This window comes from Subtercola boreus (assembly GCF_006716115.1).
GTDB lineage: Bacteria > Actinomycetota > Actinomycetes > Actinomycetales > Microbacteriaceae > Subtercola > Subtercola boreus.
In genome coordinates, this window is record NZ_VFOO01000001.1 from 463,711 (window position 1) to 486,440 (window position 22,730).

The 22,730-nt window shown below is 68.8% G+C and carries 20 protein-coding genes; 11 read left to right on the forward strand and 9 right to left on the reverse strand.

What is annotated here, in order from left to right; translation table 11 throughout:
* Positions 1-85: 85 nt before the first annotated feature.
* The 3 genes from FB464_RS02275 to FB464_RS02285 are packed head-to-tail and all read right to left on the reverse strand — an operon-like array spanning position 86 to position 3,896.
* Positions 86-1,306 (reverse strand): acyl-CoA dehydrogenase family protein, encoded by a 1,221-nt coding sequence (locus FB464_RS02275; protein WP_116415298.1) that lies wholly within the window; start codon positions 1,304-1,306, stop codon positions 86-88.
* Positions 1,299-2,669, reverse strand: a complete 1,371-nt coding sequence (locus tag FB464_RS02280) for an LLM class flavin-dependent oxidoreductase (RefSeq protein WP_116415297.1) — start codon at positions 2,667-2,669, stop codon at positions 1,299-1,301. Before FB464_RS02280 ends, FB464_RS02275 begins: the two co-directional genes overlap by 8 nt.
* 9 nt (positions 2,670-2,678) lie before the next feature.
* On the reverse strand, positions 2,679-3,896 hold the full coding sequence (locus FB464_RS02285) for an acyl-CoA dehydrogenase family protein (protein WP_116415296.1): 1,218 nt from the start codon (positions 3,894-3,896) through the stop codon (positions 2,679-2,681).
* A gap of 209 nt (positions 3,897-4,105) precedes the next feature.
* Here FB464_RS02285 and FB464_RS02290 point away from each other — a divergent pair, with 209 nt between their 5' ends.
* The 3 genes from FB464_RS02290 (at position 4,106) to FB464_RS02300 (ending at position 6,704) form a co-directional block, all read left to right on the forward strand.
* Positions 4,106-4,951: a MetQ/NlpA family ABC transporter substrate-binding protein gene (locus tag FB464_RS02290; RefSeq protein ID WP_116415295.1), complete on the forward strand. Its 846-nt coding sequence runs from the start codon at positions 4,106-4,108 to the stop codon at positions 4,949-4,951.
* Between the two features lie 68 nt (positions 4,952-5,019).
* A complete protein-coding gene (locus tag FB464_RS02295) occupies positions 5,020-6,021 on the forward strand; it encodes a methionine ABC transporter ATP-binding protein (protein WP_116415294.1) in 1,002 nt (333 codons plus the stop codon).
* Entirely contained in the window at positions 6,018-6,704 is a 687-nt protein-coding gene (locus FB464_RS02300) for a methionine ABC transporter permease (RefSeq protein WP_246092883.1), read from the forward strand. The genes FB464_RS02295 and FB464_RS02300 overlap by 4 nt, the downstream gene beginning before the upstream one ends.
* 45 nt (positions 6,705-6,749) lie before the next feature.
* Here FB464_RS02300 and FB464_RS02305 read toward each other — a convergent pair whose 3' ends face one another.
* The 4 genes from FB464_RS02305 to FB464_RS02320 all read right to left on the reverse strand — a co-directional run bounded on the left by FB464_RS02305 (position 6,750) and on the right by FB464_RS02320 (position 9,842).
* Entirely contained in the window at positions 6,750-7,616 is an 867-nt protein-coding gene (locus FB464_RS02305; protein WP_116415293.1) for a DNA-formamidopyrimidine glycosylase family protein, read from the reverse strand.
* Positions 7,617-7,675: 59 nt separating this feature from the next.
* Positions 7,676-8,434 carry an NUDIX hydrolase gene (locus FB464_RS02310; RefSeq protein WP_116415292.1) on the reverse strand — a complete coding sequence of 253 codons (759 nt, stop codon included), beginning with the start codon at positions 8,432-8,434 and terminating at the stop codon, positions 7,676-7,678.
* A gap of 42 nt (positions 8,435-8,476) precedes the next feature.
* The gene (locus tag FB464_RS02315) at positions 8,477-8,770 is read right to left on the reverse strand and encodes a hypothetical protein (protein WP_211327377.1); all 294 of its coding nucleotides are present in this window, start codon (positions 8,768-8,770) and stop codon (positions 8,477-8,479) included.
* A 73-nt stretch (positions 8,771-8,843) separates the two neighbouring features.
* Complete coding sequence (locus FB464_RS02320) at positions 8,844-9,842, reverse strand: LLM class flavin-dependent oxidoreductase (RefSeq protein WP_116415291.1); 999 nt, start codon at positions 9,840-9,842, stop codon at positions 8,844-8,846.
* A 203-nt stretch (positions 9,843-10,045) separates the two neighbouring features.
* Between FB464_RS02320 and FB464_RS02325 the strand changes: the two genes are divergently transcribed.
* The 5 genes from FB464_RS02325 (at position 10,046) to FB464_RS02345 (ending at position 16,818) form a co-directional block, all read left to right on the forward strand.
* Positions 10,046-11,398, forward strand: a complete 1,353-nt coding sequence (locus FB464_RS02325; RefSeq protein WP_170151934.1) for a permuted SH3 domain-containing protein — start codon at positions 10,046-10,048, stop codon at positions 11,396-11,398.
* A complete protein-coding gene (locus tag FB464_RS02330) occupies positions 11,391-12,131 on the forward strand; it encodes an ABC transporter ATP-binding protein (RefSeq protein ID WP_116415289.1) in 741 nt (246 codons plus the stop codon). Before FB464_RS02325 ends, FB464_RS02330 begins: the two co-directional genes overlap by 8 nt.
* Positions 12,128-13,360 (forward strand): ABC transporter permease, encoded by a 1,233-nt coding sequence (locus tag FB464_RS02335; RefSeq protein WP_116415288.1) that lies wholly within the window; start codon positions 12,128-12,130, stop codon positions 13,358-13,360. Before FB464_RS02330 ends, FB464_RS02335 begins: the two co-directional genes overlap by 4 nt.
* A gap of 69 nt (positions 13,361-13,429) precedes the next feature.
* On the forward strand, positions 13,430-14,512 hold the full coding sequence (locus FB464_RS02340; protein ID WP_142206591.1) for a DUF5666 domain-containing protein: 1,083 nt from the start codon (positions 13,430-13,432) through the stop codon (positions 14,510-14,512).
* Entirely contained in the window at positions 14,509-16,818 is a 2,310-nt protein-coding gene (locus FB464_RS02345) for an efflux RND transporter periplasmic adaptor subunit (RefSeq protein ID WP_142206592.1), read from the forward strand. The genes FB464_RS02340 and FB464_RS02345 overlap by 4 nt, the downstream gene beginning before the upstream one ends.
* A 123-nt stretch (positions 16,819-16,941) precedes the next feature.
* On the opposite strand, the gene FB464_RS02350 is transcribed toward FB464_RS02345, so the two are convergent.
* Both FB464_RS02350 and FB464_RS02355 read right to left on the reverse strand, forming a co-directional pair.
* Positions 16,942-17,307: a protealysin inhibitor emfourin gene (locus FB464_RS02350; protein ID WP_116415286.1), complete on the reverse strand. Its 366-nt coding sequence runs from the start codon at positions 17,305-17,307 to the stop codon at positions 16,942-16,944.
* Complete coding sequence (locus FB464_RS02355; RefSeq protein WP_116415285.1) at positions 17,291-18,439, reverse strand: M4 family metallopeptidase; 1,149 nt, start codon at positions 18,437-18,439, stop codon at positions 17,291-17,293. The genes FB464_RS02350 and FB464_RS02355 overlap by 17 nt, the downstream gene beginning before the upstream one ends.
* A 105-nt stretch (positions 18,440-18,544) precedes the next feature.
* On the opposite strand from FB464_RS02355, the gene FB464_RS02360 reads away from it, so the two are divergent.
* The 3 genes from FB464_RS02360 to FB464_RS02370 all read left to right on the forward strand — a co-directional run bounded on the left by FB464_RS02360 (position 18,545) and on the right by FB464_RS02370 (position 22,727).
* Positions 18,545-18,907 (forward strand): hypothetical protein, encoded by a 363-nt coding sequence (locus FB464_RS02360; RefSeq protein ID WP_116415284.1) that lies wholly within the window; start codon positions 18,545-18,547, stop codon positions 18,905-18,907.
* A gap of 67 nt (positions 18,908-18,974) precedes the next feature.
* Complete coding sequence (locus FB464_RS20395) at positions 18,975-20,876, forward strand: DUF222 domain-containing protein (RefSeq protein WP_116415283.1); 1,902 nt, start codon at positions 18,975-18,977, stop codon at positions 20,874-20,876.
* Between the two features lie 294 nt (positions 20,877-21,170).
* Entirely contained in the window at positions 21,171-22,727 is a 1,557-nt protein-coding gene (locus tag FB464_RS02370; RefSeq protein ID WP_116415282.1) for a DUF7059 domain-containing protein, read from the forward strand.
* The last annotated feature ends 3 nt before the right edge of the window (positions 22,728-22,730 follow it).

The following is a 22,730-nucleotide window of genomic DNA, read 5'->3' on the forward strand; positions in this document are numbered from 1 at the left end:
CGATTGGAGGGACGCAAAACGCTCCAACGCCGAAAAGCTGGAGCGTTATGCGTCCCTTCGGTGGGGCGACGCGAGGCGGGCGCGGTCAGGCCGAGGCGGCGGGGGTGGTGGGGCCGACGGCCCAGAGGCGCTCCCACATCGCGGTCGGGCCGACCCCGTTGAGCTCCCAGTCGCCGAGCTGCGCGTACTTGTAGATGGCGGGATTGTGCGACGCGACCGTGCGGGCGTTCCGCCAGTGGCGGTCGAGCGCGGCCGGGCGCGCCGTCGCAGACGCGCCACCGACCTCGAACAGCAGGGTCGCGGCCCGCAGCGCGTCGTCGAGCACGCGCACCTGCGCCTGGTAGGTGGCGATCTCGGCGGCATCGAGCAGCGCAGTGCGGTCGGCGGGCGCGGCACCGGATGCCCGGGGCTCCGTCGCGCGGGCCAGGGCGTCGGCCGCGGCGCCCACCAGCGCACGGCCCGTGAAGGCGAGCGCCGACAGCTCGCCGATCACCGCCCGCACCTGCGGATCGTCGCGCGGGGCTGCAGCGTTCGCCGAGATGTAGGTGCGCTTCCGCGGCTGCACGAACGCCACCGCGTCGGCCAGCACGGCGGCCGAGATCCCCGCCGCCACAGACACCAGCACGAGCTGGAAGAATGCCCCGAGGTGCGACGCGCCGCCCGCCGAGTAGTTCGCGACGGTCAGCGGATCCACCTCGACGTTCTCGAAGACCGTCGTGCCGCTGGCGGTGAGGCGCTGGCCGAAGCCGTCCCAGTCGTCGAGCATCGTCACGCCGGGCGCGTCCGTCGGCACCACGCAGGTCACGCGTTCGGTGCCCCGCGCCGCGGCGACGTAGACGTGCGAGCTGTACAGGGTGCCGGTGGAGTAGTACTTCGTTCCGTTCAGCAGCAGCCGGTCATCCGTCGCCTGGAGCGTGGTCTGGATGTCGGCTAGCGAGTTACCCGTTGTCTCGCTGGCCGCGTTGCCGACGATGGCCCCGTTCGCGATGGCGCGGAGCCAGCCGCTGCGGTACTCCGACTCCGGTTTCAGCAGCAGGATCTCGACGAACGCGAAGTGCCCGCGCAGCAGGTGCGCGACGTTGGAGTCGGCGGTGGCGAGGTCGACCAGCAGGGCGAAGAACTCGGGCAGCGAGCATCCGGAGCCGCCGTGTTCGACCGGAACGCGGAGGGCCGTGAACCCGGACCGCTTCAGCGCCCCGACGGCGTCGTGGGCGAGCTCACGGTCGAGTTCGCGCTGCACGGCCCCGGCGGCGATGGCCGCGAAGACCTCCGCGAAACGGGCGGCATCGGCCGAACTCTCAGCCATGCTCGCCGAATGCTCCGCGGAACTGCCGCCCGTAGTGCGTCGGCAGCAACTGGTCGTGGCCGAACAGCTTCTGCCTCAGGGTGCCGACGACCGGCTCCTCCTTCGCAAGACCCCGGCGGCGGAGCGTCGGCATGACCTCGTCGATGAAGAGTTGGTACGAGTTCGGCAGCGTCCAGTTCATTACGTTGATACCGTCGACGCCCGCCCGCTGGAACTCTTCGAGCCGGTCGGCGATCTGCTCGGGCGTGCCCACGAACCGGCCGCGCACCTTCGCGGTGATCTTCGCGAGGTCGCGCACGGTCGGCTCGCGGTCGGGGGATGCCTCGCGGAGCCACTTCGTGTGCGAGAACCCGCCCTCGTGCTTGATGTCCTTCAGGGGCATGTCGGGATCGAGCGGAACCCCGGTGGCCTGGTCGAGACCGAGATTGATGTGGGCCAGGAAGCCGTCGGTCGAGATGTATTCGTCGATCTCCGCCTCGTTGCGCTTCGCCTCCTCCTCGGTGCTGCCGATCACGAAGGTGAGGCCCTGGAAGAACTTGATGTCCGACGCCTGGCGGCCGTACTCGACGGCGAGCGCACGGGTCGCCGAGATGTCGCCGGCAGCGATCTCGGGTGTGGGGGAGAGGATGAACTGTGCCTCCGCATTGCGGGCGGCGAAAGCCCGGCCCGCGGGCGATGACCCGGCCTGGAAGATCACCGGCGTGCGCTGCGCTGAGGGAGACGGCAGGTGCGGTCCCTCCACCTGGTAGCGCTCGCCGACATGGTTGATCTTGTGGATCTTCGTGTAGTCGGCGTAGATGCCCCTCGCCTTGTCCTTCAGCAGTGCACCGTCGTCCCAGGAGCCCTCCCAGAGCTTGTAGACGACATCCATGTACTCCTGGGCCCAGCGGTAGCGCTCGTCGTGCTCGATGAGCCGGTCCATTCCGAAGTTGCGCGCGGCGTTCTCGAGCGAGCTGGTGACGACGTTCCACCCGATCCGACCGTTCGAAATGTGATCGAGGGTCGAGACCTTACGGGCGAAGTCGAAGGGGTGCGACTGCACGATCGAACTCGTGAACGCCAGCCCGAGGTGCTCCGTGCTGACGGCGAGCGCCGAGAGCAGCACGGAAGGGTCGTTCGACGGGATCTGCAGACCTTCCCGCGCGTTGACCTCGTACGAGCCGTTGACCGGGCCGTAGAGGCCCACCACGTCGGCGAAGAACATGGTGTCGAACCCGCCGGCCTCGAGGGTCTTCGCGAGCCCGATCCACAGGTTCACGTCATTGAAGTCGGCCTGCTGGGCCGTCGGGTGACGCCAGAGTCCGTGCTGGATGTGCGAGTTCGTGTTCATCACGAACGCCGAGAAGTGGAGGGGCTGGGGCATGATGGCTTTCTAGCGGTAGACCGACGGCACAGGAAGTACGCCCTTAAGAACATAGTCGCCGAGTTCGGTGAGCTTGTGGGCGAGAGGGTCGTGGAGGCTCACCGTGCGGAGGTTCCGCCAGAACCGGTCGAGGCCGTGACGGCGGGCGGATGACCGGGCCCCCGTCGCCTCGAAGATCGCCGACGTGGCATCGAGCCCGACTCGCTGCGAGACCACCTTCGCCGCAGCGATCAGTTCGGCGGCCTGGCCGCGCGTCTCGGGAGTGATCGGGATGTCGCCCCCGGCCAGCGCCTCAAGCACCTCGGCCGCGGAGCGCACCTGGGCGGCAGAGCCGGCGACCTTCGCGGCGTGCTCCCCGAACAGGGCGCGGATGTGCGGATCGTCCACCGCCCGCTCGACCCCGGAGTGCAGCCACGGCCGGCCGTGCTCCCGCACATAGTCGCGCGCTTCGAGCAGTGCACCTTCGGCGATCCCGACGTTCAGGTAGCCGAAGAGCAGCTGGAACGACGGGATCATCAGCGACTGCAGGGGTGCGGGCGGCTCGCCGGAACCCGGGGCGGGAAAGATCGCGATCAGGTCGCTCGCGGCGATGTGCACCGAGTCGAGCACGATCGCGTTCGACACCGAGAGCCGCTGGCCGAAGGCATCCCAGTCGTCGGCGACGCTCACGCCGGGCAGGGAGGTGTCGACGGCGGTCAGGTAGAAGCGGCCGTCATCGGTCGAGACGGTCTGGGTGAAGAACAGGTCGGCGAGGGGCGAGCCGGTGGCGAAGCCGCGATCCGCGTCGACGATGTACCCGCCGCCGGCTTCGGCCCGGATGCTCCCCGAACCGCCGAACGCGCTGCCGATGCTGGCCCAGAAGAGCTGCTCGCGGGCAGTGCGGCGGATGATCTCCCGACCGTTGGCCGAGTCGTAGAGCACCACGAACCGCACCCACGTGTAGTGGTACCCGAGCGCGTGCGCGAGCCCGGCGTCGGTGCGGGCGAGGATGCGCGTCACCTCCGCCGCGGTCGACCAGCTCTGGCCCGCCCCACCCAGCTCGGCGGGGATCACCAGGTTCAGCAGGTCGTACGAGCGGAGAAGGTCGAGCGCATCCCGGGGCGGGGCGCCTTCCGCCTCCCGTTCGACGATGCTGGGGCGGAGTTCGTCCCCGACCCGCTCGGCCACATCGAACCAGGGCGAGCGCGCGGAATCCGTGAGCGGGTTCGCAAAGAGTTCACGCGTCATGCCGCCAATTCTCCCGGGTGCAGCGCCGGGCCCTCACCGGTCTCCGTCACATTGCGTAGCATGACGGGCCTGCTTTTGGCGTGCTCCCCGGCGGCTTCTAGGCTGGCTGAAGACGTGCACAGCAGCTGCGTCACCGTGCGATCGCGCACACTCACCCCCCCCCCATTCCTGCCCACCACCCGCGTGCCCATCACCGAGGAGAACCTTTCATGCGTTCCAAGAAGTACCTGATCGCCGCAGCGATCCTGTCGACCGTCATCGTCGGTGCCACCGGATGCTCGTCGTCCTCCACCTCCTCAGACGCAGCCGTCGGCGCTACGGATGGCGGCGTCACCACCATCAAGGTCGGCGCGACCTTCCCGGGCGACGACATCCTGAACTACGTCGAGCAGTCGCAGGCCGCGGCCGCCGGCCTCGACATCCAGGTCACCTCGTTCACCGACTACACCACGCCGAACACGGCGCTCGAAGACGGGTCGCTCGACGCGAACCTCTACCAGCACCTGCCGTTCCTGAACAACTTCAACACGAACAACGGCACGCACATCGCCCCGGTCGGCAAGGTCTACTTCCCCGCCCTCGCGCTGTACTCGAAGCAGGTGAAGAGCGTCGACGACATCAAGGACGGCGACACCATCAGCATCCCGAACGACCCGACCAACGAGCTCCGTTCGCTGAACCTGCTTGCCAAGGCCGGCCTCATCACGCTGAACGAGGGTGCGACCGGAGTCGTCGGCGACATCGCCACGAACCCGAAGAACCTCGTCTTCCAGGAACTGGATGCTGCGACCCTGCCCCGCGCGCTCGACGAGAACGTCGCGGGCATCGCCAACCTCAGCTTCGCCCTGCCCGCCGGCCTCACCGGTGACCAGCAGATCCTCAAGGAGGATGTGGACGGTACGCTCTACACCAACCTCCTCGCCGCGAAGGAGGGCCACGAGAACGACCCCGCCGTGCAGAAGCTCTACGAGCTGCTGACCTCGAAGGAGACCCAGGACTGGATCACCGCCCAGTACAAGGGCCTGGTCATCCCGGCGAGCGGACCCGCTTCCTGAGAACCGAACGACCACACGGTGCGGCCGTCCTCCGGGGCGGCCGCACCTGAAGTCTGGAGAAGAACCCCGTGATCACGATCACCGACCTGCACAAGTCGTATCCGCCCCGGAATGCCAAGGGCGAGACGGTCGAAGCTCTCAAAGGCATCGACCTGACGGTCGCCGACGGTGAGATCTTCGGGGTCGTGGGGCAGAGCGGTGCCGGCAAGTCGACCCTGCTGCGCTGCGTCAATCTGCTCGAACGGCCGACCAGCGGAACCATCACCGTCGCGGGCCAGGACCTGACGACGCTCGGCGAGGCCGAGCTCCGGGTGGCCCGGCACGGCATCGGGATGGTGTTCCAGCACTTCAACCTGCTGTCCTCGCGCACGGTCGCCGAGAACGTGGAGTTCGGCCTCGAGATCACGGGCGTCGCCAAGGCTGCGCGCCGGGCACGGTCCGCTGAGGTTCTCGACCTCGTCGGGCTCTCCGACCGGGCATCCGCGTACCCCTCGCAGCTCTCGGGCGGGCAGAAGCAGCGAGTCGGCATCGCCCGGGCGCTCGCCGGGAACCCGAAAGTGCTGCTCAGCGATGAGGCCACGTCGTCGCTCGACCCGGAGACGACGGACTCGATCCTGCAGCTGCTGAAGGAACTGAACCGCAAGCTCGGCGTCACGATCATGCTGATCACGCACGAGATGGAGGTCGTGAAGCGCATCTGCACCTCGGCCGCGCTGATCGAGGGCGGACGCATCGTCGAATCGGGCAACGTCATCGACCTGCTGAACACGCCGAAGTCGAAGATCGCGCACGCCCTCTTCCCGCTCGGGGAGAGCCGCGGGGAGCCCGGCAACACGGTCATCGAGATCATGTACGCCGGTCATCTGGCCGACGAACCGATCGTCGGGCGGATGTCGCGGGAGTTCGGCATCGACGTGAACATCCTCGGCGCCGCCGTCGAGATCGTGAGCGACCACCGGGTCGGGCGGATGCGGCTCGAACTGCCCGGGAGTGTGGCGACGAACGCTGTCCCGATCGCCCGCCTGAAGGACAGCGGGCTCTACGTCGAGGTTCTGGAGGGGCAGCTGTGAACTTCAACTGGGCCACAATGGTGCCGATCCTGACCAAGGCGCTCGGCGAGACCTTCCAGATGATCGGAATCGCGCTGGCGTTCACGATCGTCTTCGGGCTTCTGGTCGGGGTGCTGCTGGTGTCGACCGACGAGGGAGGCGTCTACGAGGCGCCCCTCGGCTCGAGGCGGCTCGGCGTGGTCATCCATGCCGTTCTCGGTTTCATCGTCAACATCGGGCGGTCTCTGCCGTTCATCATCCTGATGGTGGTGCTGATCCCGTTCACGCGGCTCATCATCGGCACCTTCATCGGACCGACCGCTGCGGCGGTGCCGCTGACGATCGCGGCCATCCCGTTCTTCGCGCGGTTGGTGGAGATCGCCCTCCGCGAGGTCGACACCGGGCTCGTCGAGGCGGCCCGCTCGATGGGTGCGCGGCGCGGAACCATCATCTGGAAGGTGCTGCTCGCCGAGGCGCGACCGAGCATCGTGCTCGCGCTCTCGACCTCGGTCATCTCACTGCTGAACTACTCGGCCATCGCGGGCACGATCGGGGCCGGCGGCATCGGCGACATCGCCATCCGGTACGGCTACCAGCGCTACGACAACGCGTACCTGTTCACCACGATCGTGATCCTGATCGTGATCGTGCAGGTGGTGCAGCTGATCGCTAGCGCGGTGGCGCGGAAACTCTCGCGGCGCTGAGGCGCTGCGGCGCGCTGGCGTCGAGGCGGCGCGGCGCCGCACCCGCTACCTCAGCAGCCGGGAGAGCACCCGGTCGGCCAGGACCTTGCCTCCCGTCTGGCAGGTCGGGCAGTACTGCAGGGTCGAGTCGGCGAAGATCACCTGGCGCACCGTGTCGCCGCAGACCGGGCACGCTTCGCCGGTGCGGCCGTGCACCTGCATGCCGAGCTTCTTCTCCTTCTTCAACTCCGAGGCGGCGAGCCCGTCGGCCCGCTCCAGCGCGCCGCGGAGCGTCACCTGGAGCGCCCGGTAGAGCTCGCCAACCTCGTCGGGGCCCATCGCCGCAGGCTTGAACGGCGACATCCGTGCCGTGTGCAGGATCTCGTCGGAATACGCATTCCCGATACCCGCGATGTTCGACTGGTTGCGGAGCACTCCCTTGATCTGGGCTCGCCCTGCCGTGCCCAGGATGCCCGCGAAGACGTCTTCGGTGAAGGCGGGGTCGAGCGGATCTGGCCCGAGGCGCGCAATGCCGGGCACCTCGTTCACGTCGTTCACCAGGTAGATCGCGAGGCTCTTCTTCGTTCCCGCCTCAGTGATGTCGAGGCCCGAGGAATCGGGCTCCATCACGAGTCGGGCGGCCAGGGCGCTCTTCCCGGGCCTGCCGCTCGCGGGCGGCGGTGGCCCCTCGCGCCAGCGGATCCAACCCGCCCGCGCAAGGTGCATCACGAGGTGCACCTCACCAATCCCGAGGTCGAGGAACTTTCCGTGCCGTGCCACGCCGTGCACCATCTCGCCCTCGAGCGCGGAGACCGGCGGCGCGAACGTCTTCAGCGCGGCGAAGGACAGCACGTCGAACCGGGCGACCGTACGGCCCGTGAGTTTCGCACCCAGGTCAGCGACGAGTGCGTGGACTTCGGGTAGCTCGGGCATGGCCCCATTCTGCGCCCCGCCGCCGAGACCGTCCAGAGCGGGGCCGCCCGGCGATCCCGTCAGTCGTTGTCGACCGCGTATTCGGTGAGCGCGTAGCCCGCCTCGACCGGGATCGTGATCAGGTGCACACCCTCAGGCGTGGTGCGGTGTTCGGGGTTCACCTCGAAGTGCGGCCGGCGATCGGCTTCGTCCAGAGCATCCAGAACCGTTGTCGTCTCCGCGAGGCGCGCGAGGTTCATCAGCGTCGGGAAGATGATGTGCTCCCGGGCGGTGACCGCGGTGGCCTGGGCGTGGGCGGGATCCACCCACCGCGTCGCCACCGTCTCGGAACCATCTGCGTGCGCGGTCTGGTCGGTGGGTGCCCGGGCGACGTAGAAGTGGGTGTCCCAGCGTTTCGGGTTATGGGCCGGGGTGACCCAGTGGCCGAACGGATGCACGTCGGCCAGTGCGAGCCGGCCTGCGGTCGCCTCGAGCGCCTCGAGAACGGGTGCGCCCCGGAGTGCGGTCCCGGGGGAGACGAACTCGCCCGTCGCCGTGCGAGCCAGCAGGAGGCCGGTCTCCTCCCACGTCTCACGGATTGCCGCGATCCGGCGCGCCCGCTCCTCCGGCTCGAGACGTCGGGCGGCCGCGTCGAGGAACGGCGCCCACCCGTCGCTGCTGTCGCCCGGCTCCACCACCCCGCCCGGGAAGACGAGGGCGGAGGCGAACGAAGCGCGCTCGCTCCGGCGCACCATCAGCACTTCGTACGGATCGTCGCGGACAAGGAGCAGCGTGGCCGCGACGCGTGGTGCGGTCGCCGGATGCGCGTCGTCGGTCACGCGCCCACGCTACACCGCGGCGCCTGCCTCGTTGTCAGCAGCTCAGGCCCGCCCATACTTCCGGTGGGCGGCCTGCCGTGATGTTCCGAGAACCAGTCCGATCGCTTCCCAGGAGTCGCCGGCGGCTCGCGCCTGGGTGACAGCCAGCCGGACGGCGGCTTCCGCGTCGTCCAGCGCAGAGAGTGCGTTCCCGATGGTTCGGAGGTGCCGGCCGTCTTTCAACGGAGTGCTCGCAGGATCGAGCTGGTCGAGCCATGCTTCGCCAGCTGTTCGTACTGTCGTCTCAGTCATGTCGTCGTCGATGCCGTGTTTGCGGGCGCTGTTCGCTATCTCCATTCTGTCATCATAATGATGACAATGGCAACATGCTCGTGATCAATGAAAATTCATCACTTCGAGGGCGAGTGGATCAGACCGAGGCGAGCTGCATTGCGCCGGCCGTCAGTTCGACGGAGTGCAGGCGGTCGGCGATGTTCTGGGACTGGTGCGCCACGATCAGCTCGTCAGCGTGAGCAGATGCGGCGAAGTCGTCGAGGTAGCTCCGCACCTCATCAGGAGTACTGGCGACCGAGTAGCGCATCATGTTCGCGATGCCGCGTCCGCTGGGCGTGGTGAGGAACGCGTCGACCTGCTCGTCGGAGTACTCGGTTCCTGCGGGGCCGCGGGAGAGCATGCCGCGCACGCGGGCACGCCTCGTGATCGCGAGCTGCTGGCGGGCATCCGTCTCATCGTCCGCGGCGATCACGTTGACGCCGGCGAGCACGTACGGCTCGTCGAGCTGCGCGGAAGGCTTGAAGTCGCGGCGGTAGATCGCCACGGCTTCGTGCAGGGCGTCGGGGGAGAAGTGCGAGGCGAACGCGTAGGGCAGGCCGAACAGGGCGGCGAGCTGCGCGCCGAACAGGGACGACCCGAGGATGTAGAGGGGCACGTTGGTGCCGGCGCCGGGAACGGCCTGCACGCCCGGGATGCGGGACTCGCCGGCGAGGAACGCCTGCAACTCGAGCACGTCTTCCGGGAACCGATCGGACGAAGCGTTGTCGCGCCGCATCGCACGCATCGTCTCCTGGTCGCTGCCGGGGGCGCGGCCGAGACCCAGGTCGATGCGGTCCGGGTAGAGGCTGGCGAGCGTGCCGAACTGTTCGGCGATCGTGAGAGGGGCATGGTTCGGCAGCATGATGCCGCCCGAACCCAGCCGGATGGTCGAGGTCTGGGCCGCGACGTGGCCGATCAGGATGCTCGTGGCACTCGACGCGATGGTGGGCATGTTGTGGTGCTCGGCGTACCAGACGCGGCGGTATCCGGCCCGCTCGGCGGTCTGCGCGAGGGCCACGCTGTTCGCGATGCTGTCGCGCACGGTCTCCCCGGGAGCGATCGGGGCGAGGTCAAGGATGGAGAGCGGAGTCGACATGTTCGGTACAACGTCCCGGGGGCCGGATTCGTTCCCGTCTTCTCGTCCCCAGGCCCAGTTTCGAGGGACTTCTCCACAATCTCCGGATGCCCGGACTCTGCCTGAGGGCAAATCGATAGCTTCGTCCAATGATCGCGATAGCCCGGGTTCCTACTCTCGCTGTGTGGCGCAGCCCGCGCACGGTCAAGGTGGCTACGGAGAGTATGAAGCTGAAGAATTACGTCTCGCAGATGCGACGGCGCACCCTCATCATCACGGGAGCCCTGATCCTGGTGGTCGCTGCCGGGTCGGTCTATTGGTTCGGCTTCGCCATGCCGGCTTCCTCCTCGCAGGCGGCCCAGGCCCCGGTCACCCGCACGGTGCAGGCGAGCCTCGAGACGCTGGAGAAGAGCGTCTCGACCACCGGCACCCTCGCACCGACCGTGCAGGAGTCGGCCGCCTTCACGGTGTCGGGCACTGTCACGGCAGTGAATGTCGCCGCCGGACAGACGGTCACTGCCGGGCAGGTGCTCGCGACCGTCGACACGATGACCGTCGACGCGGCACTGCTGCAGGCGAAGGCCACGCTGGCCACCGCCCAGGCCAAGCTCGCCGATGCCACGTCGGCCAGTGACGGCAGCGACGCCGATGCGGCGCAGATCGCCGCCGACCAGTCCTCTGTCGACCTGGCTGCTTCCGCCGTCACGGATGCCGAGACCGACGTCAGCGACGCAACGCTCACAGCGCCCGTCGCCGGTCTCGTGACGAGCGTCGGGGCGGCAGTGGGCGACAAGGTCTCTGCGGGGTCGTCCGCGTCGTCGTCGTCTTCCTCGGGCTCCGGCACGAGTGCGGCCGGCACCAGCGGCACCACTGGCACCACCGGCGGGACCGGAACATCGGGAACGACATCCGGAACCACCTCGACCACCAGCTCCTCGGGCTTCACGATCGTGAGCACCGACTCGTGGCAGGTGAGCGTGGCGGTCTCGGAGTCCGACATCGCCAACGTGGCGAAAGACGACCAGGTCGAGCTCTCGCTCACCGACGGAACGGCCTTCTTCGGCACGGTCGCCTCGGTCGGGCTTCTGCCGTCGACGACCTCGGGCGCGGTCACCTATCCGGTGGTCGTCTCGGTCACGGGCTCGCCCACCGGCCTCTACGACGGTGTCTCTGTCACCGCGGCCATCGTGTACGAACGCCGCACGAATGTGCTGACCGTGCCGAGTGAGGCCGTCACAACGGCGAACGGCACCAGCACGGTGACGACCCTCGATGCTGAGGGCGCCGATGTGCAGACGACGGTCGTCGTGGGCGAGACGGTGGGCACGCTCACCGAGATCACCAGCGGGCTCGCCGAAGGCGACAGCGTCGTGATCACGGTCTTCACACCGGGCGGCACGGGCACGGGCGGCGGCACCGGCGGAACGGGTACGGGTGGCCAGACCGGCGAGTTCCCGGGCGGCGGCGCAGGTTTCGGTGGCGGCACGGGAACGTTCCCGGGCGGCGGCACGGGCACCGGCGGCACCACCACCGGCACGACGCGCAGCACGACGAGGAACGGTGCGACCAATGGTTGAGCCGGTCATCCAGAGCCGTGTCGGCGTGCCTGCTGCGGGGAGTGCCCGGCCGGTCATCGCCCTCGCGTCGGCCCGCAAGGTGTACCGATCGGGAACGATCGAGTTCGAGGCGCTGCGGGGGATCGACCTCGAGATCTTCGAAGGGGAGTATGTCGCGATCATGGGGCCCTCGGGTTCGGGCAAGTCGACCATCATGAACATCCTCGGGTGCCTCGACACGCTCACCAGCGGCAGCTACCGGCTGGGCGGCGACGACGTCGACGATCTCGACGAGATCGACCTCGCTGAGGTGCGCAACCAGCGCATCGGCTTCGTCTTCCAGCAGTTCAATCTGCTTCCGTCGCTGCCAGCGTGGAAGAACGTCGAACTTCCGATGATCTACGGCAGGGTGCCCCGGGAGGAGCGCAAGGAGCGCGCCCAGCGGGCCCTCGAGCGAGTCGGCCTCGGCGACAGATTCGCGAACCGGCCGGGTGAGCTCTCGGGAGGGCAGCAGCAGCGTGTCGCCGTGGCACGGGCACTGGTCGGCGAACCGACCATGATCCTGGCCGACGAACCGACGGGCAACCTCGACTCGGTCTCCACACGCGATGTGCTCGGCCTGTTCGACGAGCTGCACGACCTCGGCCGCACGATCGTTCTCATCACGCACGAGATCGAGGTGGCCGAACGCGCTCGCCGCATCGTCTGGGTGCGCGACGGCCAGATCGTGAAAGACGAGGTGAACGCCGCATGAGCTGGATGGAGACGTTCCGCACCAGCTGGTCTGCGGTGCACTCGCATGCGCTTCGCTCGCTGCTCACGGTGCTCGGCATCCTGATCGGCATCGCCGCGGTCATCCTGACCGTGGGCCTCGGCCTCGGCACCCAGAAAGACGTGAGTTCGCAGATCAGTTCGCTCGGCAGCAACCTGCTCATCGTCACGCCGGGCAGCACCACCGACACCACCGGGGTGCGTGGCGGGTTCGGCACCAGCTCGACGCTCACGATCTCGGATGCCACGGACCTGGCCTCGACGGTGAACTCGCCCGACATCTCCGGTGTCGCCGCCGAGAAGTCGACCTCGCTCTCGCTGGTGAACGGTGACACGAACTGGACGACCACGGTCACCGGAACGACCCCGTCGTGGCTGGACGTGCGTTCCCGCACCATCGCGTACGGGGCGTTCATCACCGACGAGGAGAACACGGCTTCGTGGTCGGTGATCGTGCTCGGCTCGGAGACGGCCGACGAACTCTTCGGCACGCAGAACGTGGTGAACCGCACCGTCACGATCTCCGACCGGACCTTCACGGTGGTCGGTGTGCTGGCCTCGGCCGGGTCGAGCTCATCGGACAACCTCGACGACATCGCGATCGTCCCGTTCTCGACGGCTGCGACCAGGCTGATCGGGGGAACCGCCAGCAACAGCGTGTCGACGATCTATGTGCAGGCGGCCTCCGCCGGGCAGCTCTCGGGTGCCTACCAAGAGACCCAGACCCTGCTGGCGAACCTGCATTCCATCTCGGATGTCGCCGACGCCGACTTCACCATCGCGAGCCAGGATGCGCTGGTCGGCACCGCTACGGCGATCTACCAGACGCTCACCGTCCTGCTCACCGGGGTGGCGGCGCTCTCGCTCCTGGTCGGCGGCATCGGGGTGATGAACATCATGCTCGTCTCCGTCTCCGAGCGCACCCGCGAGATCGGGCTCCGGAAGGCCCTTGGAGCACCCCCCTGGGCTATCCGGCGGCAGTTCCTCATCGAGGCCGCCATCCTCGGGCTCTCCGGAGGTCTGCTCGGAGCGGTGCTCGGCATCATCGCCGCCCTGACCCTGCCGGCGGCACTCGGCAGTTCGATCGTCGTCTCGGTGCCGGCCGTGGTGCTCTCCATCGGAGTCGCCGTCGCCATCGGTCTCGTCTTCGGGGTCTACCCGGCGACGCGGGCGGCCCGGCTCGCGCCCATCGACGCCCTGCGGAGCGAATAGCGCAGCGGCCCTCGTCTCAGCTCCCCACGTTCACCCTCTGCTCTCCTCACGCTCTACAGAAAGTCCGTCATGAACATCACCACACTTCGCACGTACCGGATGCCCGTGGGCGCCATTCTCGCCCTCGGCGGCCTGCTCGCCCTGAGCGCGTGCTCGTCGAGCACCGCCTCCTCCGACACGTCTGCCGCTTCCTCGGCGGAAGGCTCCGGCCAGGGCGGTGCCGCCGGAGGCTCGGGCTCGTTCGGCGGCGGCGGTGTCTCCGGGCTGATCGCGGCTGCATCGGGTTCGACTCTGCAGGTGCAGGACACTTCGACGCAGACCGCCGTCAGTTACACCGCGAGCACGACCGTCACGTCGACTGTCGCGGCGGCCCTCACCGACATCGCGGTGGGCAGCTGTGTGAGCGTGACGAGCGCCACGGCAGCGTCGGGCGCCTCGACGGGCACTTCGACGGGCACCTCGACGTCGGCCGCGACCGATACCTCAGCACCGATCACGGCCGGAACGATCGCGATCAGCGAGGCGGTCGACGGAACGTGCACGGCAGGCTTCGGCGGTGGTGCGGGCGGATTCGGAGGTGGCTCGGGCGGCACCGGCGGTGCTGCGCCGGGGGGTGTTGCTCCCACCGGAGCACCCGGCGGTGCGTCGGGCGGCGGCGGAGCATCCGGAACCATGCCGACAGGCGCGCCGAGCGACGGAACCGGCACCGGGGGCACGGGGACCGGCGGCTTCGGCGGCGGGTTCACTATCGGCCAGGTGACAGCGGTGTCGGGTTCGACCCTCACGGTGACGTCCACTCTGCCGTCTGCGGCCATGGGCGGCACGGCCACCGGGGCCGCGACCGATCCGGCCGGTGCGGCAGCAACCCCCGTCACGGTCACCGTCGACGCTGCGACCACCTACACGAAGACCGTCGCCGCGGACAGCACGGCGCTGGCTGTCGGCAGCTGCGTTGCGGCTGAGGGCACCTCCAACACGTCCGGCGGATTCGACGCGACCTCGCTCACCGTCTCGGCGGCAGTCGATGGTGCGTGCACCTCGCGTGTCGGCCGTGGCGGCGGTATGGGTGGCGGGAACGCGGCTTCGACGACGTCCGGTTCGACGACGTCCGGTTCGACGACGTCCGGTTCGACCACGGCGAGCGGTTCATGAGCCAGGGGTCGCCGTTCGACTTCGGCGAAGACGAGGCGGGCGCCGGCGCAGCGCCGCCTCCCGTGACGCCCCGACAGCGCGCGGCGAAACGTCGTCGCAACCGCATCATCGCCGGAGTCGCCGTCACCGCGGTGCTCTGCGCCTCGGGCGGGGGCGTCGTCTACGCTCTCGCCCAGCCCGCCGGCACGAACTACCGCACCGTCGCGGCATCGCTGGCGTCGGTGAGTGAGACGCTGGCCGTTTCCGGCACTGTCGCCTCGGCCACCCGCCGAGATGAAGCGTTCTCCGTCGCGGGGACCGTGAACGCGGTGTCCGTCGCCGTCGGTGACACTGTCACGGCAGGGCAGCAGCTCGCCACGATCGACACGACCGACCTCCAGACGGCGATCGACAACGCGCAGACGGCCGTGTCCAAGGCGGAGCAGACCCTCGACGACGACCTCGCCTCTCAGACGGCCGACTCGTCGACCGCGAGCACGTCGGCCGCGAGCACTTCGACCGCGTCCATGGGGTCGGGAACCGGAAGCGCGTCGAATGGAAGTGCCGCGACGGGGAGCACTGCAGCCGGAAGCACTGTGGCGGGGAGCACTGCGACGGGCAGTGCCGCGGCAGCCACGGGGGCCGGTGCTGCCGCCGGCACGTCAACGGGTTCGACGGGCGCCGCATCCACCGGGCCCACCTCGACGAACACTTCCATATCCACGGATCCCACCGTCGTCGCGGCTGCCGCTGCGGTGAAGGATGCCCAACAGAAGCTTCTCGCCGAGTACGCCGAGGCGCAGACCGCCCTCACGACCACGCAGACCACCATCGATGCGTCGACGGCGACCTGCAAGCCGTTCCTCGAGGCCACGCTCGACGGCTCGACGCCCACCCCGACCCCCACCCCGACGGCAACGCCCTCACCGACTGCGACGCCAACGGCTACGCCCACACCGACTGCGACGCCCACCCCGACCCCAACGGCGACGCCGACTGCGACGCCCACGCCGACCGCAACCGCGACACCGACGGCTACGCCGACCCCCGCTCCCACGGCGTCAACTTCAGCACTCGACACCACCGCCGGCGCGGCGGGCGGTGGAGCGTCATCCGGTACCGCTGATTCCGGCAGCTCTGGCAGCTCTGGCAGCGACACCAATCCCGACGCGCTGCAGAACGCGCAGGACCTTCTCGCCGCATGCCAGGCCGCCATTTCGACTGTGCAGGCACAGCAGGCGACGAGCCAGACGGCCCAGTCCGACGTCCTGGCTCTGGTCGACGCCCTGGACTCGGCCGTCGCAGCGCTTCAGTCCGCGATCACGGCAGCGGGTTCGACCTCGGGCAGCGCCGGCGGCACAGCGGGCTCCGGCACCTCCGGCACAGGCTCCGGCACCTCCGGCAGCGGCTCAGGAACCTCCGATACAGGCTCCGGCGCAATCGCCTCCGGCGCGTCGACGGATTCAGCCACAGCCGCGGCGACCGCCACCGCGACGCCAGACACCTCCACAGCCGCGGCCGGCACCGCTGCGAGTGCGAGCGGAACCGGAACGGGATCCACCACCAGTGTGGCCTCCGCGGCGGACATCGTCGCCGACCGGGCGGCGCTCGACGTGCAGAACGCGGCGCTCACTGCCGCGCAGAAGAACCTCACCTTCGCGACCCTCACCTCGTCGATCAGTGGAACGGTCGCGGCCGTCTCGCTCGCCTCGGGAACTGCCGTGGACGCAGATTCGACCACCTCCGTCGTCACCGTGATCGGCACCGACGGCTACGTCGTCGACTCGACGGTCTCGCTGGCGAACATCGCCAAAGTCGCGGTCGGCCAGGTCGCTGTCGCCACTCTGGCCAGCACCGGCAAGACTCTCACGGGAACCGTCAGCCGGATCGGCGTGCTGAACGTGTCGACGTCGTCGACACCGTCCTACGCGGTCACTCTCTCGTTCGACGGGTCTGTTCCCGTGCTGAACGGGGCATCCGCGCAGATCGAGATTCAGGTCTCGAGCGGTGACTCCGTGCTCACGGTTCCGACGTCTGCCGTGCACCGCTCGGGGAGCACCTACACCGCGGATGTGCTGCGCAACGGTTCATCCGTCAGCACAGTCATCACGGTCGGCACGATGGGAACCGAGCGCACCCAGGTCCTCTCCGGTCTGACCGACGGCGACGAGGTGATTCTGGCGGATCTCGACACCGACGTGACGAGCGCCGACACCTCGACGACGACGACCGGTCTCTCCGGCCTCGGTGGATCGACGACCCAGACGGGCGGAGGCCCGCAGGACTTCGGAGGGGGTGCGCCGCCCGCCGGTTTCACCGCGCCGTGACGCGACAAACGGTGCCGTTGCCGGTGCCGGAGCGCACCGCAGAGTCGCGCGCACCGCGCGCCCGCAACCTGCACCGCGCACCCCCGCACCGCGCGCCAGCGCCGCGCCGCCGCGCGCCGCCGCTCAGCCTCCGGGTGACGTCGGTGCGGCATCCTGATCGCCACCGGCCTCATGCTGCACCCTCTCGACGAGATCGCGCCACCCACCCGTGAGGGCGCTCTCGGGCAGGGTCTGATCGTGCCGCACTTCGGAGCGCACGGCGATCACGATCCGGTAGACGAACCGGTCGGCGCTGTGCGGATCCTGCTGCGGGGGCTTCCCCCAGGGAAGCGCATCGACATAGCCCAGCCAGACGTCGACAGTCGACGGATCGTCGGCGGTCGCCTCCCAGGTTCGCTTCAGTCCGGCGAAACCTCCGGTGCGCACAACGGTGACCGCGACCTGCGGGGACTGGCCCCGCGGGCCGGACGTGTCAGCCGGCTGCTCCATCCTCCAAGACTCCCACTTTCACCCAACCGGCGCGAATGGCTTTCGTCTCGGACGAGTCGGAACCGAACCGTGTTGTCGATGCAGCCACCGTGGCGAGGGCGAATGCGGCGAAGTCAGCATCCACCGCCAGCCGACCGGTGATGGTGTCGTACCAGACCTGGCCTGCCGTCTCCCAGGCGAAGCCGCCGATCTCGATCGCTGCGAGAGCGAACGCTCTGTTCGGGATGCCCGAGTTCAGGTGCACACCCCCGTTGTCGTCTGTCGTCTCCACGTAGTGCGCCATGTCGGCGGGTTGAGGATCCTTGCCGAGCATGTCGTCGTCGTACGCGGATCCGGGGCTCACCATCGAACGGAGAGCCCGGCCCTTGACAGCCGCCGTGAACAGTCCTTCCCCGATGAGCCAGGTCGCCTCGCCCGCGGTCTGCTTCTTCTGGTGCTGCTCCACCAGTGCGCCCATCACGTCGGAGAAGGATTCGTTCAGCGCCCCGGACTGGCCCTGGTACTCCAGCCCGGCCGTGAACTGGGTGACGCCGTGCGACAACTCGTGCCCGATCACCGAGACCGAAGCGGTGAACCGGCCGAAGATCTCGCCGTCGCCGTCCCCGAAGACCATCCGCTGCCCGTCCCAGTAGGCGTTGTCGTAGTCGTTGCCGTAGTGCACGGTCGCGAGCAGCGGAAGGCCGCGGCCATCGATCGAGTCGCGCCCGAAGGCCTCCTCGTAGAGGGCGAAGGTCGCGCCCAGACCGTCGTAGGCCTCGTTGACGGTCAGGTCGGACGAGGGAGCCGACCCTTCCGCGCGAACCTGGTTGCCCGGGAGCTGTTCCGTATTGTGAGCGTCGAAGATTGTGCGCGACGGCGACGGCGCCGCGGCTTCCTGACCGCCAGCGCCTGCCGCCGAAGAACCCTGTCGACGCTCGTCGAGCGTCGCCGACGAGCCGCGCACGCCCTGGCCGCGGGGGGTGTCGGAGCCCGCCCCGCTGGCGGAATCTGCGCTGGCGGCGGTTCGTGCATCCAGAACCGAATCCCGCGCCAGCAGCGCGCGACGGGCCGATGCGGCGGCCCGCACCATGCGATCGTCGTCGGTCTGGGCGATCTTCTCGAGCAGGTACGGGGGAACGATCGAATGAATCATGGGCACACTCTACGCGCGGCCTCCGACACCGGAACTTCTTATAACCGCTTGGCCCACGGTCTGCAACAGGTTGTGCCTGCACGCTCCAGCGCGGAGTCTTGAACCATGAAGAAGATCTCTTACGCCGGGGAGTCCTTCGTCACCTCTGATGGAGTCGCAGACGCACTGCTGCGTTATGTCGCTGCCCTCGGGGCCAATCACACATCGGCTTCCATCGAGATCCCGACCTACTCAGCGTTGGATGAACTCGAGCTCGTACAACTCGTCGTCGGCCCGTCGAGCGAGATCTTGAGTCGGCCCGATCCGTCGACCGCACGTGGGGAGACTGCGTCTCCGGACGATCCCGAGCGCAATGCCGTCGCGCGACTGGACGCTCGTACGATGGCACTCACAGTCACGCGGAATGTGGTGTACGCCCAGCCGCAGGGCTCCGGCGGGTACGACTTCGAAGAGCTCGAATCGCTGTAATCCCGATACTTGGGTCGCTCGTAGGCATTGTTGAGGCAATGTCAGTGGTTGGTGTTTGACTGTAGATATGAACCAGCCAGCTGCTCCCGCACCCGACTTTGCGTCGGTGGTGTCGTGGGTTCTGGATGCCCGGCACGGCTTTGACGCCGTGTTGGCCGGTGCCGGTGGGGCTGCCGCGCCCTGCGGGCTTGCCGACGACGCCTTGGTGGCGGCGACTGTGCAGGTGGAGTCGTTGGGCCGGATCATCGATGGCCTGCGGGTGCGGGTGGCTGGGGAGGTGGCGGCGAGGTCTGCTGCGGAGTTCGGGGCGGAGGGTCTTGCCCGGTCGCACAATGTCCGGTCGGTTCCGAAGTTCCTGGCGGCGATCACCGGTGCTCGTGACGAGACGATCAAGGCCAGGATGAAGCTCGCCTCCCAGGTGCACACGAGCATGTCATTGGTGGGGTTGCCGAACCTGCCGAGGTTCCCGCAGGTTGCGGAGGCTCTTGCCCGTGGCGATCTCGGGGTGGATGCGGCAACCGCAATTACGCGGCGTCTCTCGGAGGCCGCGGCGAAGATCGGGTTCACGGAGGAGGTCTCGGAGGCGGAGGGTAGTCTCGTGGCGTTGGCGCAGCAGACGTCGGGTAGTTTCGGGTATTCCGCGAATCAGGTGGATGATCTGGCGATTAGGTGCCGTGAGCACCTCGACCCCGACGGCGCAGAACCTCGCGAGGCTGACTTGCACGAGAAGCGGTACCTGGAGTTGAAGGCGCACCGTTCGGGGATGACGTCGATCCGGGGTCTGTTGTCGCCGTCGATGGCGGCGATCGTCGCGTCCGCGTTGGAGCCGTGCACGTCCCCGCGTATCGTCGCGTTCGCCCCCGATCCGGCCGAATCGGCTGACCACACGGCACCCAACGTTGCAGCTAACGATGCCGGGGTCACCGCCTCCTCCTCTGACCCCGCTGCCGCCGCCTCCACTTCAGCCACAGACCACACGAGCGGTGCGGGCGACGCGGCAACTGACCCTGGCGCGCCGGTCGACGGTCTGACTGCGGATACCCGCACGGTGGGTCAGAAACGCGCTGATGCGCTCGTGAACCTGTTGCAAGTCGCCGCGGGACGGCCGGAGATGCCGCGCCTGAACGGTGCCGCACCAACCGTGAACCTGCACGCCACCCTCGACGACGTCGTCACCGGCCGCGGGATCGGCTGGATCGACGGCCTCACCGCCCCCGTGCCGTACTCGACGGTCGAGGCGCTGTTGTGTCACGGGGATGTGATCACGACCCTGTTCGGGGAACACGGGCAGGTGCTCCAGCACGGGAAGACGCGCCGCCTGTTCACCCCCGCCCAGAACCGTGCGTTGGCGGCGCGGGATGGCGGGTGTGTGTGGCCGGGCTGCGACGCACCCCCGTCGTGGTGCGAGTCGCACCATGTCGACGGGTGGCTCTCCGACACCCACCCCGGCGGCCTGACCGACATCGACAACGGGGCGCTGCTCTGCCACTTCCACCATTCGAACGTGCACAAAACGCACTGGAAACTCACCATCCGAAACGGCACCCCGCACCTGATCCCACCCGAATGGCTCGACTGGACCCAAACCCCCCGCCCGTGCCAACAAAACCGGGCCAGACAGAGAACCGGCCACCACCCACCCGGTCCGCACAACCCTGCCCGGCACCGCCCACCCCCGACCCCACCACCCACCCGACAACCAAGCAACCCTCCAGCAAGCGACCCTCCCCACAGCGACCCCCGACCCGGCCACCCTCAAACCGGCGACCCCCGACCCGGCCAGCCTCAGCCTGGCGACCCTCGCCCCGGCGAGCTCCGAAACGGCCATCCTCAAACCGGCGAGCCCCGAAACGGCCACCCTCGGCCCGGCGACCCTCGACCCGGCCTCCCTCGATCCGACGACCTTCGATCGAGCGGCCGGCCACCGACCGAATGGTGGCTCGAACACCGCCAAAGCGACACCGGGTAGAACGACGTCGGTACACGAAGGCCCTGATCCCAGCCACCCCAGCCAACCATCCACGGATCGTGCGCCGCCTGCCGGCCGCACCACCGATCCAGCCACGCGCATCCAGAACCACACAACCCGGGGGGGGGGGGGGGGGGGGGGGGCAAGCCCGCAGGGCGCGGCAGGCACGACGCTGCAGGCACAGCGCTGCAGGCACAGCGCGGCAGCACAGCGCGGCGCTCGAGCGCAGCCCCGCACAGCCCCGCGCAGCCCTGCGCGTCAACCGCGCGGCGGCCGGTGCGCTTGAATGGGGGCATGGGCTCCACTCTCACCGCCGACCTCCGCCGCGATCTCATCACCTCGTCGTTCAGCGTCGAAACGGTCAGCCGGCTGTGGGGCGAGGAGGCTGCAGCGGCCCTGTTCCGCGGGCACCGGCTGCCAGCCCTCCGCGCGCTCCGGAAACGACGTGAAGACGGCGAACCGCTCACCCGCGCCGAAGCTCTGGCCGCCCTGTTCGTGCTCAACGAGCCCCTCGAACGTGCCGAGGTAGACCGTGCCCTGCCGCAACTGGGAAGCCAGGGGGCCGAAACGCTCGGACTCGTCGGGCCGACGGAGTCCGGCGACCTTCTGCGGGCCAGGCTCGACCTGCGCCCCTACAGTTTCGTCGACACCTTCGGCGCCGGCAGCTGGTGGATCCTCTCCGATCTCGGCGAACTGGCCCTCGGCCACCCGCTGGGCGAAGACCACGTGCTCGGCATCGGGGGAGCATCCACCACCCTCAGCGGCCTCATGATCAGCAAGCCCATCGAATCGGCGCTCGACCTCGGCACCGGGTGCGGCATCCAGGCCCTGCACGCGTCGCGGCACGCGCGCCGGGTGGTTGCCACCGACATCTCCGAACGTGCCCTGTGGCTGGCGGAGCTGAATGCCGAACTGAACGCTGTCGACAACATCGAGTTCCGGCTGGGCAGTCTCTTCGAGCCGGTTCTGGATGAACGTTTCGACCAGATCGTCTCCAACCCGCCGTTCGTCATCACTCCGCGGCGGGACGGCGTGCCGCTGTACGAGTACCGGGACGGCGGGCTCGTCGGTGACGCGCTCGTGCAGACGGTCATCCAGGAGGCCGGTGACCACCTCACGCCCGGCGGTGTCGCGCAGCTCCTCGGCAACTGGGAGTACCACTCCGGTGCAGGGCCGACCGTCTCGGGTCTCGACCATGTGCGCAGCTGGGTTGCGCCGACGGGGCTCGACGCCTGGGTCATCGAACGTGAGTTGCAGGATGCCGCGCTGTATGCCGAGACGTGGATCCGTGACGGCGGCACCCGGCCCGGAACGCCACAGTTCGACGAACTGTATGCCGCTTGGCTTGATGACTTCGACGCACGGGGTGTCACGCGCGTCGGTTTCGGTTACGTGCTGCTCCGCGCGCCGCACACCGGGCAGACCGGCGCGGAACCCCTTGCGCGCTACGAGACCCTGCACGGCGGGCGCGGCGACAACCCGGCGGGGCTCGGGGAGTACTTCCAGACCGCGCTCGAGGGTCACGACTGGCAGGCCTCACTCTCGGATGCGAGCCTGCTCACGTCGGTGGTGACGTACGCGCCCGACGTCACCGAGGAACGGCACTACTGGCCCGGGCAGGAGAACCCGACCGTGATGACCCTCCGCCAGGGCAGCGGATTCGCTCGCTCGGTCCCGCTCGACACCACCCTCGCCGCGCTGGTCGGTGCGTGCGACGGTGATCTCACGCTCGGGCAGCTCTGCGGGGCGATCGCGCACCTGCTCGAGGTCGATGAAGCCCTGCTGGTCGCCGATGTGCTGCCGCGCATCCGAAGCCTTGTCGATGACGGGTTCCTCCTGCCGCTCCGGTGACAG